Here is a 13,508-nt window from a genome sequence, read left to right as displayed (position 1 = left end):
CAGCCGTCGGCCGGACACCGGATACCGTTTGCTCCGTGCAGAGCGGCTGCGGATGCGGGGACGGGCACGATCTGGGGGCGATCACCAGGAGGGCGGCCCTGGCGGGGTCGGCAGTCCTCGGGGCGGCCGGGCTCCTCGGGGCTGCTGCCGGTGCGGGGACGGCAACAAGTTCGGCACAGCCGACGCAGACCCCGCCCGCAGCATTGCCCGACACGGCCCTGATCACGCTGGGTGTGCAGGCGGGTCCGCCACCGGTCCCCCACCGTGTCGGCATCTCGTCGGCACTCAAGATCGGCAGCGACGTCTACGTGATCGATTGCGGCCTCGGATCTCTGAATGCGTTCACCGACGCCGGTCTGCGATTCGGCGACCTGAGAAAGACGTTCATCACCCATCTGCACGCCGACCACATCGTCGACTACTACAGCTTCTTCCTCTCCGGCGGCGCCTCGATGAAGCCCGGCGCCACCGCCGTCGAGGTGTTCGGCCCCGGACCCGCGGGCGGGCTGCCGCCCAGCGAGGTGGGCAACCCGAATCCCCCGGTCGTCGAACCGGGCAACCCGACGCCAGGGCTGGCGGCTGCGACCGACGCCCTGATGGCGGCTTTCGCCTACACCAGCAACATCTTCATCCGCGACAGCGGCACCAACGACATCCAGGATTTGATCCGGGTGACCGAGATACCGGTGCCGCCCGGCTCTGATTTCCGCAACCGCTCGCCGAAAATGGAGCCCTTCCATGTTGTTTCGGATGCCAACGTCGACGTGTCGGCAACCCTGGTCTCGCACTACGACGTCTACCCGTCCTTCGCGTTCCGCTTCGACCTGAAGAGATCCGGCGTCTCGGTCACACTCTCCGGCGATACTGTCAAATCCGAGAACCTCATCACCCTCGCCCGCGGCACCGACGTCCTGGTGCACGAGGCGATGTTCAGCCTCGACACCGCCTTCTACGGCAACCGATTCCCGCCGAACTATCTACCCAACTCCCACACCTCCGCGGTTCAGGTCGGCGAGATCGCAGCGGTGGTGCAGCCCGACCATCTGATCGTCAGCCACTACGACCCGCCCGACCTGCCCGACTCACAGTGGTTCGACGCGATCGGAACGAACTTCACCGGACGCACGACGATCGCCCGCGACGGTCAGGTCTTCCCACTGTGAGGAAGTCCATGAGAATCGTGCGCATTGTGACCGCACTGGCCGGCTCCCTCGCCTGTGTCGTCGGATTGTCCGTTCCCGCGATCGCCACCGCGGAACCGGCCGTCTTCGATCTGCAGGCGCACCGCGGCGGTCGCGGCGAGACCACGGAGGAATCCCTGCGCGCGTTCGCCAAGGCGATCGAACTCGGTGTCACCACACTGGAATTGGACATCGTCATCTCCAAGGACGGCCAGCCGATCGTATGGCACGATCCGGTGATCCAGGCCGACAAGTGCATCGACACTGCGCCCGCCACCCCCGGCGACCCCCAGTTTCCGTATGTCGGCAAGCAGGTCAACCAGTTGACGCTGCACCAGTTGCGCACGCTGGACTGCGGCAAGCTCCTCCCCGCATACCCCTACGCAGAGGTCGTAAAAGACAACAGAATCGCAACGCTGCCCGAGGTCTTCGCACTGGCCGACTCGTACCGCGCACCGGTGCGCTACAACATCGAGACTAAGGTCGAAGCCGACAACCCCGAAAAGTCAGCTCCACCACAACAATTCGTCGATATCATCCTTGCCACGGTCCGCGCTGCCGACAAGACGGACCTGGTCGAGATCCAGAGCTTCGATTGGCGCACGCTACCCATGGTGCGTGCCGCCGAACCTTCGATCCCCCTCGTCGCCCTCTGGGACGACACCACCTTCACGCCAGGATCACCGTGGCTCGATGGGATCGACCCGGCGGTGGTACCCGATCCGATCGAGGCCGCACAGATGGTGGGAGCGACCATCCTTTCGCCCGCCTATGAGCTGTCGGACGCGGCACTGGTCGAACGCGCCCACGCCCGGGGCCTGAAAGTGATTCCGTGGACCGTCAACGACGAAGGGTCGATGCGGGCGCAGATCGCGGCCGGAGTCGACGGCCTCATCACCGACTATCCGACGCGGTTGCGGGCTGTGATGGCGGAACTGGATATGACGTTGCCGCCGGCCTACCGCCGGGGTTAACGCTGAACAGCGGCTTTTTGACGCCGGCGAAAGTCTTACGCGGGTACAAGGTAGGTCGACATCGGCGTACTGGCTGCATAAAGTCGTTAGACGGCCGGACGTCGTCCGGTCCGATGAGGAGGCAACGATGGGGAAGAACACACCCCTCGACGTCGACTCGAGAATAGACGCTGACTGGGAGTCTGTTCCGCACCCGGTGCTGGTGGTCGATCGCAACGGACTCGTCCGTACGTTGAGCGCCTCAGCCCGGACCATGCTGGCGGAGATTGCCCCGGGCAGTGCGCTCGACGACTTCGTCCCGTCGTGGCTGGCGGATCAGGCCACACGGGTGGCGCATCAGACACCGTTGCCCGGTGGCGAAGTGGCCTGGTGGCTGATCGACGACCCGGACCATTCCGCCCGGGAGACGCGGCAGGCACTGGCCATGGAGCGCGAGCGCGCAGCGTTTCTCGACGAGGCGTCTGCGGTGCTCATGGCATCGCTGAACATCGACAGGTGCATGGAAGCGACCGTGCAGATGGCGGCGCGGCACATCGCCGACGCCGCGGTGCTGGTCGCACCGGTGACCCGGGGCCAGATCCCGATCGTCAGCTGTGGCCCCGCCGGTGCCGCACAGCATTGCGCGGTACAGGCCGACCCCGCCGACGTGGCGGGGCTCGATGAGGCCCTGCGCGGTTTCCCGCCGGTTCCGTCCCGCTGGATCGACCCGGCATCGGTCCCTGAATGGCTTGTCCCACAGGATTTCTCAGGCAAAGTCGGCTCTGTGGTTGTCACGCCTCTACCAGGCCACGGCGTTCCGGCCGGCGCCCTGGTGTTGCTGAGGCGCACCTCCGAGACCGCGTTCAGCGACGGCGAGGAAATCTTCGCCCGCTTGTTCGCCGCCCGCGCCGGCGCGGCGCTGTCGGCGGCCAGGCTCTACGCCGAACAGTCCGCGATCACCCGGACGCTCATGCGGGATCTGCTGCCCCCGCAGTTGCACCGCCTCGATGGCATCGAGTTGGCCGGAGGGTACCGCGCCTCCGAGGACCACGAGGCCGTCGGCGGCGACTTCTACGACGTCCATCCCGCGCAGACGCCCGACGGTGAAACGCTGGTCGTCCTCGGTGACGTCTGCGGCAAGGGCCTCGAAGCCGCCTTGCTGACCGGCAAGATCCGCAACACCCTGCAGGCACTGGCGCCGTTGGCCAAAGACCACGGCAAGGTGCTCAAGCTGCTCAACAGTGCCTTGCTCTCGGCAGACTCCACCCGGTTCGCCACCTTGGTGCTGGCGTCGGTATCCCGACGAGACGGACACGTCGCGGTTCGACTGACCAGCGCGGGCCATCTGGCGCCGTTGGTCGTGCGTAACGACGGGCGGGTCGAAGAGGTCGACACCGAGGGCACCCTGGTCGGCGTGATGCCCGAGACGCGGGCTCGCACGGTCGAGACCACGTTGTTCCCCGGTGAGACGTGCCTGCTCTACACCGACGGAGTCACCGAGGCCCGCGGCGGCCCGCTCGGCAACGACTTGTTCGGCGAGGATCGGTTGTCCAGGGCACTGAGCGAGTGCACCGGCATGCCGGCCGAAGCCATCGTCGAACGCGTCATGATGCTCACCAGCCAGTGGGTCAACCGCCGCAGCCATGACGACATCGCCGTCATGGCTATCACCGCTCCACGCCGCACGCACCTCAGTGCGGTCGACGGACACACGGCAGGACGGTTCACCGCGTGACCGACGACATGACCGTGCGAGAGCAGCTGTGGGCAGCGGTGATCGACGGAGACGAGTACCTAGCCGCCAACGTTGTCCTGTCCGCGATGGATGCGGGGATGGAACCCGAGTCCGTCCTGCTCGACGTGATCGCCCCCGTCCAGCGCCGCATCGGCACGGAGTGGGCCGCCAACAAGATCACCGTCGCGCAAGAACACGCCGCGACCGCCATCAACGACAGGGTGATCGCCACGCTGGCCCACCACCCTCGATGCCGGCGCGATGCGGACGGGGGCCGCGTCACCGTTGCCTGCGTGGACGGCGAATGGCATGCGCTGCCCGCGCGGCTGCTGGCCGAGGTGCTGCGATTGCGGGGCTGGCAGGTCGACTTCCTCGGCGCGCAGGTCCCCACCCCCCACCTGATCGCCCACCTGCACCAGCACGGCCCCGACGCCGTCGCCCTGTCGTGCTCGATCCCGACCCACCTGCCCACCGCGCACGCTGCGATCACCGCGTGCCAGGCCGCCGGTGTCCCCGTACTCGCCGGTGGCGCGGCCTTCGGTCACGACGGTCGCTTCGCGCGAAAATTCGGCGCCGATGCGTGGGCCCCGAACGCCCGCGCCGCCGCCGACCTCCTGAGCCAGGGAGTGCGCCCTGTGCAGACCGGCTGCACGCATCAACCGATCGACGACCTGCCGCACCTGGCAGATCAGGAGTACACGATGGTGCGCAGCAATTCCGCGCAGCTGGTTCGCACCGCCATCGACGATCTCGAGGAGCGCTATCCGGCCATGCACGGCTACAGCGACGAGCAGCGCCAGCGCACCGTCGAGGACATCGCCCACATCGTCGACTTCCTTGCGACGGCGCTCTACACCGACGACGACGAGTTGTTCACGCAGTTCATCGGCTGGACGGCGGAGATCCTCGATGCCCGCGATGTACCGGCGGAATCCCTGATGCCCGCGCTCGACTCCCTTGCCCGTCAGCTTCCCGAGTTCCCCCGGACACAACGTCTCATCACCGCAGCACAGGCTGCCATCACCCGTCCGACAACCCCTACGACCCAACCTCTCACCGCATGAAATTCACAGTTGCCGTTCACAAGACAGCCCAGTCGGCCCGCGTCCACGTCGCGGGTGATCTCGACTACGGAACATCAGACCTGCTGATCGATACGGTTTCCGAGCTCCCGGCCGGCCAGCCCGGCCTGCAGGACCTTCACCTCGACTTCGCCGACCTCGAGTTCTGCGACTCCGCAGGCCTGTCAGCTCTGGTCCGTTTTCACCGGCTCACCTCCGCCGAGGGAATCGGGCTGCACCTCGACCAGCGGCCGGCCCACCTGGACCGCATTCTTCACATCACCGGTCTCCTCGATTTCTTGACCACCCCGGCGGCGGCGCAGGAGTCCGACGAATCCGACATCGGCTAGTGGAGTACGCGCCGGGGCGCTCCATCGATCTCTTCGGCGCACCCTGCGATCCCACCGTGCTGCTGTGGCACGGTACGCAGAAGGACGCCCGCCGCACTGTCAGAACCCTGGCGAACCTGCTCGCGGATCGCGGTCTGGGTGTGGCTGTCCCCGACTGGGACTCGCACAGCGACGACGGGGGGCGGTCGGATCTGCTTTTGTCAGTGGACTACGCCCGGTCGTGGTCGGAGAAACCGGACGGACTGGTCCTCGTCGGTTGGTCGCTGGGCGGCGTCGCCGCCGCGGGCCTGACCATGGACGCGGCCGATCACGGTCTCGTTCTGGCTCACACCGTCTGTCTTGCAGGCGCTTTCATGGTCCCCGACCCGATCTCGGGAACCAACGTCACCGACAGACTCGGCGGCTCACGCGCGAGATACAACGCGTCCGCCGACCGCTACGAACCCGCCGACGATCCCGACACCGAAGGGGTGGCCGACGTCGTCGCGGATCACGTCGCCACCGCCGCGGGGGTCACGCAGGCGGGATGAGCACGGTCCACAGCTCGGTGATCATTCCGTCGCGTACGAGCGCGACGTCGAAGCCCGTCATGACCGGGCTCCCAGAGGCCGGTTCGACAAGACTCCACGCCAGGTAGCCGAAACCGGGAAGTGCATGCACCGGCCCTGACGCCACGAACTGGCTGTCGGCCAGGTTCGCCTGCAGTTGAACACATTTCGCTTCCAGCGCGTCCCGTCCGGATACCACTGCCTCGGCATCGGTCCATTTGACGTCCTGAGCATAGGTTCGGGCGATCGCCGCCTGCCGCTTCACACCATCGCGTTCGTTGAACACGTCGAGCAGATTGGCGCGCATCAGGGTTTCGATGGGGTCGGACACAGCAGAACTCCTCAAGGGGTAATAGGTGACATGTCGAGCAAGTTGTGGTGGGTTGTGGTGGGTATGCGACTACTCAACAGCAAAACTGCGCTCATCACCGGCCGAACGTCGGGTGTCGGCCTCGCGACTGCGCAGCGGCTCGCCGAGTGACGCGCCTAGGCCCGCGGTCGGTCCTCGTCGAGGTCCGGCCGCGGCAGCGTGCCGTGGCGCAGGATGGACTCGTAGGCCACACCGAGGATGTCGGCGAGTTGGTTTTGCTGCTGCACATCGAGATCGGAGAAGAACGACGTCGCGACCCACGCCGCGTGCCGAGGTACTGCCGATTCGAAGATCGCTCTACCCGCCTCCGTAAGGATCAGATCAGTCGCCCTGCCGTCGGATTCGGACGGTCTGCGCTCGACGAGCCCGCGACGGCTCATTCGCTCCACATGGTGGGAGAGCCTGCTGCGCTCCCAGCCGATGGTGGTGGCAAGCACGTTGAGGTGGGCCCGCGAATCGGCGGCCAAAGTCAGCGCGTTCATCACCGTGTAGTCGGAAAGTGATACGTGACAATCCGTTTGGAGATGGCGATTCATCTCGTACTCGAGGCGGTGGTAGACCCTCATGTAGTTCAGCCACGCGCGGCGCTGTGCGGCGGTGAGCCGCCGCGGGGAGTTCATGCCTTCTCCCCGTCGACGACGATGGTCGAGAGTGCTTGACGGATTCGATCCGGGATCGGGACGGCGTTGCGGGCCTCGCGATCGACGAAGACGTGGACGAAGTATCCGTGCGCGACAGCCTCGTCGTTGCCCGCGCCGAAGATTGCCACTCCGTAGGTCACCGAGCGGTTGGTGAGCTTGTCGACCCGCAAGCCTGCCCGCAGTTCGTCGGGGTAGGCCACCGGCGCCAGGTAGGTGCACTTCGATTCCACCACAAGGCCGATGATCGGTGAGGAATGGATGTCGAGGCCACCTTCACGGATCAGGAAGTGGTTCGCGACGGTGTCGAAGTAGCTGTAGTAGGTCACGTTGTTGACGTGGCCGTACACGTCGTTGTCCATCCACCTGGTGGTGATCGGCAGGAAGTACCTGTAGTCGGCGGCGCGGTGTCCCGGCGTCGTCATCGCCTGTCACCAGTACTGCATGGACTGGCGGAAAGTGTTGTCCAGCAACGACTTGTCCACTTCGATCGGCGCATTGCCGAGCAGTCGCTGTTGCGGCCACGCCCCGTCGGCCAGCGATGCGCTGTCGGCGTCGGTGTAGCCGACGCCCCCCAGCCCGTTGGGCATGCCGACCGTGCGCATGATGCCGATGAGGTGCTCGGCGAGCACCGTACCGGCATCCGCGGGTACGGCGCCTCGGACGTCGGCTCCGAGTTGTGCGGCCGCCTCCAGGTGGCGCCCGGGGTCGGTGGGTGCGGTGATACGGAACACCGCAGGCGCATTGAGAATTACCGACATGCCGTGGGGCACCAGCGGTTCCGTATCGGGGTAGCCCTCGGGACGGAAGTCGCGCACCTGCCCGGCCACCGCATACGCCATCGCGTGCGGCAGATGGACGCCGGCATTTCCGAACGCGATACCGGCCAGCGTCGCGGCCCACATGACCTGTTCGCGCGCCTCCCGGTCGGATGCGTCTTTGACAGCACGGTCCAGGTACACACCGAGTAGGCGCAGCGCCTCGCGGCACCCGAGATCGCTCCACGGGTTGGCACCCTGGCTCATCGGTCGCTGACTCGGCCGAGCAGGCGCGGCGCGCCTGCTGTACGGGCGCGCAGTGTAGGACTCGAGGGCGTGCGAGAGCACGTCGAGTCCACTGCAGGCAACCACAGTGGCCGGCAGCGTGTCGGTGCTGTCGGGATCGACGAGCGCTTCGGTCGGGCGCAAGGCCGGTGACGCGATTCCGGTCTTGGCGTGCATCGACAGCAGATCGAAGATCGCGATTCCGGTGACTTCGCTACCGGTGCCCGAGGTCGTCGGGCAGGCGATGTGCGGCTTGAGCGGCCCCGGCACCGGGGTCGCCGAACCCACCGGGGCGTTGACGTACTCGAGGAAGTCGGCCGGATGGGTGGCGTACAGGTTGGCGGCTTTGGCGGTGTCGATCACCGAACCGCCGCCGACGGAAACGTAGCCGTCGGCACCGGTGTCCGCCGCGAAAGCCGCTGCTGCCCGGAAGGATTCGTCTGTCGGTTCGACACGAACCTCGGTGTACGGCACGACGTCGATCCCCGCGTCACGCAACGAACGGGTGACGGTGTCGAAGACGGCCAACGCGGCGACGGCGGGGTCGGAGAACAGCGCGACGCGCCTGACGCCGAGCGCTGCGGCGCGATCGCCGACCTCGGCGAGGCATCCGCGGCCGAACGTGATCCGCGACGCGTCGACGGTGAAGGCGCCATCGGTGTCGCTTTCGTGGCAGCAGCTCATCAGGAAGCCGCCGACCGTTCCCGCTGCAGTCGAATCACGGCGGGGCCGAGCCACAGGGCGAGGAACTCCCGCAACTCGGCACCCTGATGCGGGGGGCTGCCGGGGTCCAGCAGCAGCGAGTGAATGGAGCGCAGCCCGAACTCGGCCAGCCGATCCAGCGAAACGTCGTCGAAGCCGTGTGCCTCCCAGTCGACTTCCAGCCGATGCAGAAGTGCCGTGCCGAAGGCGCGCGCGGTATCCGACGTGATCGACGGAACACTTCCCCGTTCGCGGCCTCCACGTTCCCGTTGGTTGAACAGGAACTCGATGGTGTCTTCGTGGGCCAGGGCCTCGATCGTGAAGGCGACCCCTTCAACCATGGCGGCCGCAGGCTCGTCGTAGCCGCGCAGGTGGGCGGCTAGCTGGTCGAGGAAGCCATCGGCTGAGCGCACCGCGCACGCGACCAGCAGCGCGTCCGTGCTGGGGAAGTACCGGTAGACGGTCTGGCGGGTCACGGCGAGCTCACGCGCGACGTCGGCGATCCGCATTGCCGAACCGCGCTCGGCGATGATCTGGTCGGCCGCGTTGAGGATGCGGTCGATCGCCTCCTCATCGGAGCGCGGGGTGTTACCACCCCAACCGTGGCTACGCACCCGGCCATCTTATCGGCCGTGCCGTGACCGCAAGGGCCAGCATCACCAGCGCGATACCCGCGACTTCGCCCACTGTTGGACTCTGCGCCAGGACCACCGCGCCGACGATTGCTGCGGTGGCAGGCAACAGCGCCAACAACAGCGCGAACCGCTCCCGGCCGATGCGGGCGAGCACGCGCTGATCCAGCGCATACGGAATCGCACTGGACAACACGCCTACCCCGACACCCAGCAGCCATGTGCGCGGGTCGGCGAAAACCGAAGCATCACCGGCGAGTTGGACGCCGAGCAACGGCGGGGCCGCGATCACGGACGCCGTCGCCAAGCCGATCGCCAGGGAGTCGACCCCGTCACCGGCATCGGCAACCCACTTGCCGAGCAGGATGTAGCCAGCCCACAGCGCCGCCGCGAGAAGCGCGAAACCCACTCCCGCCCAATCGACGTCGGGCTCGACACCGGCGAGCAGGTATACACCTCCGGCAACGAGGACCACACCGAGGAAATCCCGGGCGCGCCGCGACCCGGCGGTCGCGACGGCCACGGGTCCGGCGAATTCGATCGCCACCGCGGTTCCGAGCGGAATCCGGGCGATCGCCTCGTAGAAGGCGACATTCATTCCCAGGGTCACCACACCGAACGCCGTCGCCGCCACCACCATCCGAGCCGTCCACCGGCGACGCCACGGCCTACGCCATGCGAGCAGCACGGCAGCGGCGCCCGCCGCGCGCAGCCAGGCCACGGTCGCCGGATTCGTCGTCTCGAACAGAAAGACACCGATTGCCGCGCCGAGATACTGCGAGAGGGCGCCGACGACGAAGAGCAGCGGGACCATCAGGCTTTCGCCGCGGCCACCCGGCTCCGCTCGGTGATCGACGCGATCACGCCGCCGTCGTTGAGGATGTCGGTGCCGGTCAGGTAGCCCGCCTTGGCGCTGGCACAGAATGCGAAGAGCTCCGCCATCTCTTCGGCCTTGCCCCACCGCGGCACGGCGGCGTCGACGACCATCGCTCCCGCGCCGGCGTTCTCCTCGAGCCTGCCCATCTCGGTGTCGACGGACCCCGGCGACACAGACACGATGCGCAGCCCACGTCCGTTGAACCGCTCGGCCTGCGCCACGCTGTACCAGCGGACAAAGCTTTTGCTCACCGCGTAGGAGATTCCCGAACGCGCTTCCTCGGGCGCAACGGCGCAGGCTTCCAGCATTTCGGTCATGAACTGGTCGATGTCCTCGGTGGCCAGCGGGAACTTGGCCGTAGGTATGAACTCGGCCGGAAGTATGTGTGCGGCCATCGATGCCACGTTGACGATCGCGGCGCCCTCGCCGGCGCTCGCGTAGAACTCCTCGCCGACGTTGACCGTGCCGACGGCATTCGTCCGCATCACGTATTCGGCGTCACCCATGCTCGGGCTGACACCGGCGGTGTGGATCACCGAGGCGAGCCTGCCCAGGCCGCTCGCCGTCTCGAAGAGGCGGCGCACAGCCTGGCGGTCGGTGACGTCGCAGTGGACCGAGGTGACGTCGACTCCGAGGTCCTTGAGCGTGGCTGCGGCGGCATCGAGCCGGTCCTGCCTGACGTCGCACAGCACGATGGCATGGTCGCGTCCAACGATCTTCGCCGTCGCCACGCCCATCCCACCCGCACCGCCGGTGATTAACGAAATCGCTGTCATATGTAATCCTCCCTGGGTCATTCAACACTGTGACCTAGACGATGCGGAATGACCCGTCGGTACTTTCGATAGATGACCGACGAGCGCTTGCGCGAGGAGCATGTGGAAGACGAGCGCTTGCGCGAGGAGCATGTGGAAGACGAGCGCTTGCGCGAGGAGCCGGCGCCTCGTCGGCCGCGACGCTGGCGCCGCGTGGCTGTCGTGTTCTCCATCCTGCTGCTTCTGTTCGGGGTGCCCTGGCTGACGCTGGTGGTCGGCGGGGCGGCGTGGCCGACTGCTGTCGTGGTCGTGGGTTCGATCGCCTTTGCCGCCGCCCTCGCCGGATTGCCGATCCTGATGCTGTCGGGCCACGGGAGACGGCACGACGGTGCGGCCGCGCTCGGCGATGCGCTGCTCGGCGCCGCCTGGGTGTTGTTCGTGTGGTCGGTCCTGGGTCAGGTGCTCGAGCTCGCCCTGCTTGTGGCGGGTGTCACCGACCCGGCGCGCTCCCGGATCGTCACCGTCACTGTGCTGGCCGTGGCCGTCGCTCTTCTTGTCTGGGGCTACACCGAGGCGATGCGGGTGCCGCGAGTGAAGGCTCTCGACGTGACGATTCCGCGCCTCGGCCGCGGGCTCGACGGCCTGCGCGTCGCGGTCATCACCGACACGCACTACGGGCCGATCAACCGGACTCGATGGTCGGCGGGCGTTGTCGAGCGGGTCAACGAGCTCGCCGCCGATATCGTGTGCCACGTCGGCGACATCGCTGACGGCACCGCCGAGGTCCGGGACCAGCAGGCGGCACCGCTGGCGTCGGTGCGCGCCGCCTCGGCACGGGTCTACGTGACGGGCAACCACGAGTACTTCAGCGAAGCGCAGGGTTGGCTCGACTACATGGAGCGCATCGGCTGGGACGTTCTGCACAACCGGCACGTCACGATCGAGCGCGGCGGTGACCGGCTCGTCGTCGCCGGTGTCGACGACGCCACCGCAGCAGGATCCGGGGTTCGCGGGCACGGCCAGGATCTCGCCACCGCCCTCGCGGGCGCCGACCCGGAGTTGCCGGTGCTTCTGCTGGCCCACCAGCCCAAGCAGGTCTCCGACGCGGCCCGCGCCGGCGTGGACCTGCAGTTGTCCGGTCACACCCACGGCGGGCAGATCTGGCCGTTCAATTTCCTGGTGCGCATCGAGCAGCCCGTCGTGCACGGCCTCAGCAGGCACGGCGAGCGGACCCAGCTCTACACCAGCCGCGGTACCGGTTTCTGGGGTCCGCCGTTCCGGGTGTTCGCACCCAGCGAGATCACCCTGCTGACCCTGCGCAGCGCTCAGTCATAGCTCGGGCAAGATGTCCGGCGTGTCCTCATCGCTGGCCGACGTGCTCGCCACCCTGCAGTTCGAGCGCGCCGGCGAGATGTCCTTCGTGGGCGACCAGCTGCCCGCGCCGGCCAACCACATCCTGGGCGGCCACATCTCGGCGCAGGCGCTGCTCGCCGCGAGCCTCACCGCGCCCGACCGTGCCCCGCACAGCGTGCACACCTACTTCCTGCGACCCGGTGACTCACGTCTTCCCGTGATTTTTGACGTCGCCCAGCTTCAGGAGGGACGCACGTTTTCGGCGCGCCGGGTGACGGCACGACAGGGCCAGGAGATCCTGCTCGAGGCGATGTCGTCGTTCAAGTCTGCCTCGCACGAAACCATGCCGACACCCCCTGTGGACTACCAACCGGCCATTCCCGAAGTGCCGCAACCGGAATCGCTGCCCTGGGTGGCGCCGCACTTCGCCGAATCCGAGGAGACCACCAAGGGTCAGTGGGCGAGCCTGCGTTGGTTCGAGCGGCGCATCGTGGACGCCGACACCGAGCCGCCGGCGCGGTCCCGGATCTGGTGGCGGCCCGACGGCGCCGTCCCCGATGACCCCGTGCTGACCGCCGCGCTGGTGGCCTACCTCTCGGCGGTCACCCTCACCGAGCCCGCATACGCGGTGCGCGGCGGTGTCAGCGTGTCGGCCCAGCGAGACCATTCGGTGTGGTTCCACGCGCCCGCCGATCTGACCGATTGGCTTCTCTACGAGCAGTCTTCACCCAGCAGCACCGACACACTGGCGCTGGCCAGCGGCACGATGTTCAATCGCGCCGGCCAACTGGTGTGCACGGTCCGTCAGGAGATGTACTTCCCTCCCGGACGACCGCCGCGACACTGAACATCGGCTGGGACTGAAAGTCAGTCCTCGACAAGGGCTTTCAGCTGCTTGACGGTGCGATCCATGATGCGTCCCACCTGACGCGACGCCACGTAGTCCGCGATAAGGCCGAGCACGCCTCCCGGCGCCTCGTACGCGAGGCGGAACGTGACCTTGGTGCGCCCGTCCCCCGCGTCGCGCATCCGGAACCGGCCCCGCAGCGTCACCCCGGTGATCCCGATCCAGGCCAGGTCTCTGGGCTCGTCGAACTCGACGACCTCGATCACCCCGCCGATCGGAACCGAACCGACCTTCCAGTGCACGGTGTAGCGCGAACCGACGCCGACGGGGCCGTCGGTGACGGTCTCCCACCGCTCGAGGCTCGCCATGAACTCCGGATAGCACCCCGGGTCGCTGATGTGCTTCCACACCAGATGGGGTTCGACCTCGACGATCACACTGCGCGAAAGCCTCATGGGTATCT

At 67.3% G+C, this 13,508-nt stretch carries 16 protein-coding genes; 8 read left to right on the top strand and 8 right to left on the bottom strand.

All coding sequences use genetic code 11. From position 1 onward, the window contains the following. Window positions 1-203 precede the first annotated feature (203 nt). From AWC12_RS12310 to AWC12_RS12285, 6 genes are all read left to right on the top strand, one after another. Window positions 204-1,163: an MBL fold metallo-hydrolase gene (locus AWC12_RS12310; RefSeq protein ID WP_420087708.1), complete on the top strand. Its 960-nt coding sequence runs from the start codon at window positions 204-206 to the stop codon at window positions 1,161-1,163. Between the two features lie 8 nt (window positions 1,164-1,171). Continuing rightward, window positions 1,172-2,155, top strand: a complete 984-nt coding sequence (locus AWC12_RS12305; protein ID WP_085174641.1) for a glycerophosphodiester phosphodiesterase — start codon at window positions 1,172-1,174, stop codon at window positions 2,153-2,155. A 127-nt stretch (window positions 2,156-2,282) separates the two neighbouring features. Beyond that, complete coding sequence (locus AWC12_RS12300) at window positions 2,283-3,869, top strand: PP2C family protein-serine/threonine phosphatase (RefSeq protein ID WP_085174561.1); 1,587 nt, start codon at window positions 2,283-2,285, stop codon at window positions 3,867-3,869. A gap of 8 nt (window positions 3,870-3,877) precedes the next feature. Continuing rightward, on the top strand, window positions 3,878-4,933 hold the full coding sequence (locus AWC12_RS12295; protein ID WP_085174639.1) for a cobalamin B12-binding domain-containing protein: 1,056 nt from the start codon (window positions 3,878-3,880) through the stop codon (window positions 4,931-4,933). Then, window positions 4,930-5,280, top strand: coding sequence for an STAS domain-containing protein (locus AWC12_RS12290; protein WP_085174559.1), 351 nt, complete (start codon window positions 4,930-4,932; stop codon window positions 5,278-5,280). Before AWC12_RS12295 ends, AWC12_RS12290 begins: the two co-directional genes overlap by 4 nt. After that, window positions 5,280-5,810 carry an alpha/beta hydrolase family protein gene (locus tag AWC12_RS12285; RefSeq protein WP_085174557.1) on the top strand — a complete coding sequence of 177 codons (531 nt, stop codon included), beginning with the start codon at window positions 5,280-5,282 and terminating at the stop codon, window positions 5,808-5,810. The genes AWC12_RS12290 and AWC12_RS12285 overlap by 1 nt, the downstream gene beginning before the upstream one ends. Here AWC12_RS12285 and AWC12_RS12280 read toward each other — a convergent pair. From AWC12_RS12280 to AWC12_RS12250, 7 genes are all read right to left on the bottom strand, one after another. Beyond that, complete coding sequence (locus tag AWC12_RS12280) at window positions 5,794-6,159, bottom strand: nuclear transport factor 2 family protein (RefSeq protein ID WP_085174555.1); 366 nt, start codon at window positions 6,157-6,159, stop codon at window positions 5,794-5,796. The two genes, AWC12_RS12285 and AWC12_RS12280, sit on opposite strands and share 17 nt — an antisense overlap. A gap of 155 nt (window positions 6,160-6,314) precedes the next feature. Then, window positions 6,315-6,818, bottom strand: coding sequence for a MarR family winged helix-turn-helix transcriptional regulator (locus AWC12_RS12275; protein ID WP_085174553.1), 504 nt, complete (start codon window positions 6,816-6,818; stop codon window positions 6,315-6,317). Then, window positions 6,815-7,261 (bottom strand): acyl-CoA thioesterase, encoded by a 447-nt coding sequence (locus tag AWC12_RS12270; RefSeq protein ID WP_085174551.1) that lies wholly within the window; start codon window positions 7,259-7,261, stop codon window positions 6,815-6,817. Before AWC12_RS12270 ends, AWC12_RS12275 begins: the two co-directional genes overlap by 4 nt. A gap of 6 nt (window positions 7,262-7,267) precedes the next feature. Next, complete coding sequence (locus tag AWC12_RS12265; protein ID WP_234813985.1) at window positions 7,268-8,617, bottom strand: hydroxyacid-oxoacid transhydrogenase; 1,350 nt, start codon at window positions 8,615-8,617, stop codon at window positions 7,268-7,270. Continuing rightward, window positions 8,563-9,195, bottom strand: coding sequence for a TetR/AcrR family transcriptional regulator (locus AWC12_RS12260; RefSeq protein ID WP_085174547.1), 633 nt, complete (start codon window positions 9,193-9,195; stop codon window positions 8,563-8,565). The genes AWC12_RS12265 and AWC12_RS12260 overlap by 55 nt, the downstream gene beginning before the upstream one ends. Further along, window positions 9,188-10,027, bottom strand: coding sequence for an EamA family transporter (locus AWC12_RS12255; RefSeq protein WP_085174545.1), 840 nt, complete (start codon window positions 10,025-10,027; stop codon window positions 9,188-9,190). The genes AWC12_RS12260 and AWC12_RS12255 overlap by 8 nt, the downstream gene beginning before the upstream one ends. Then, window positions 10,027-10,866, bottom strand: a complete 840-nt coding sequence (locus AWC12_RS12250) for an SDR family oxidoreductase (protein ID WP_085174543.1) — start codon at window positions 10,864-10,866, stop codon at window positions 10,027-10,029. The genes AWC12_RS12255 and AWC12_RS12250 overlap by 1 nt, the downstream gene beginning before the upstream one ends. A gap of 72 nt (window positions 10,867-10,938) precedes the next feature. Between AWC12_RS12250 and AWC12_RS12245 the strand changes: the two genes are divergently transcribed. Further along, a complete protein-coding gene (locus AWC12_RS12245) occupies window positions 10,939-12,180 on the top strand; it encodes a metallophosphoesterase (RefSeq protein ID WP_085174541.1) in 1,242 nt (413 codons plus the stop codon). Window positions 12,181-12,199: 19 nt separating this feature from the next. After that, window positions 12,200-13,045 carry an acyl-CoA thioesterase gene (locus AWC12_RS12240; protein ID WP_207576420.1) on the top strand — a complete coding sequence of 282 codons (846 nt, stop codon included), beginning with the start codon at window positions 12,200-12,202 and terminating at the stop codon, window positions 13,043-13,045. Window positions 13,046-13,065: 20 nt separating this feature from the next. Here AWC12_RS12240 and AWC12_RS12235 read toward each other — a convergent pair whose 3' ends face one another. Further along, the gene (locus AWC12_RS12235; RefSeq protein WP_085174537.1) at window positions 13,066-13,500 is read right to left on the bottom strand and encodes an SRPBCC family protein; all 435 of its coding nucleotides are present in this window, start codon (window positions 13,498-13,500) and stop codon (window positions 13,066-13,068) included. Between the last annotated feature and the right edge of the window lie 8 nt (window positions 13,501-13,508).

This window comes from Mycolicibacterium iranicum (assembly GCF_002101705.1).
Lineage (GTDB): Bacteria > Actinomycetota > Actinomycetes > Mycobacteriales > Mycobacteriaceae > Mycobacterium > Mycobacterium iranicum.
The sequence above is the reverse complement of the archived record's forward strand: the minus strand, read 5'-3'. Positions and strand labels throughout refer to the sequence as shown.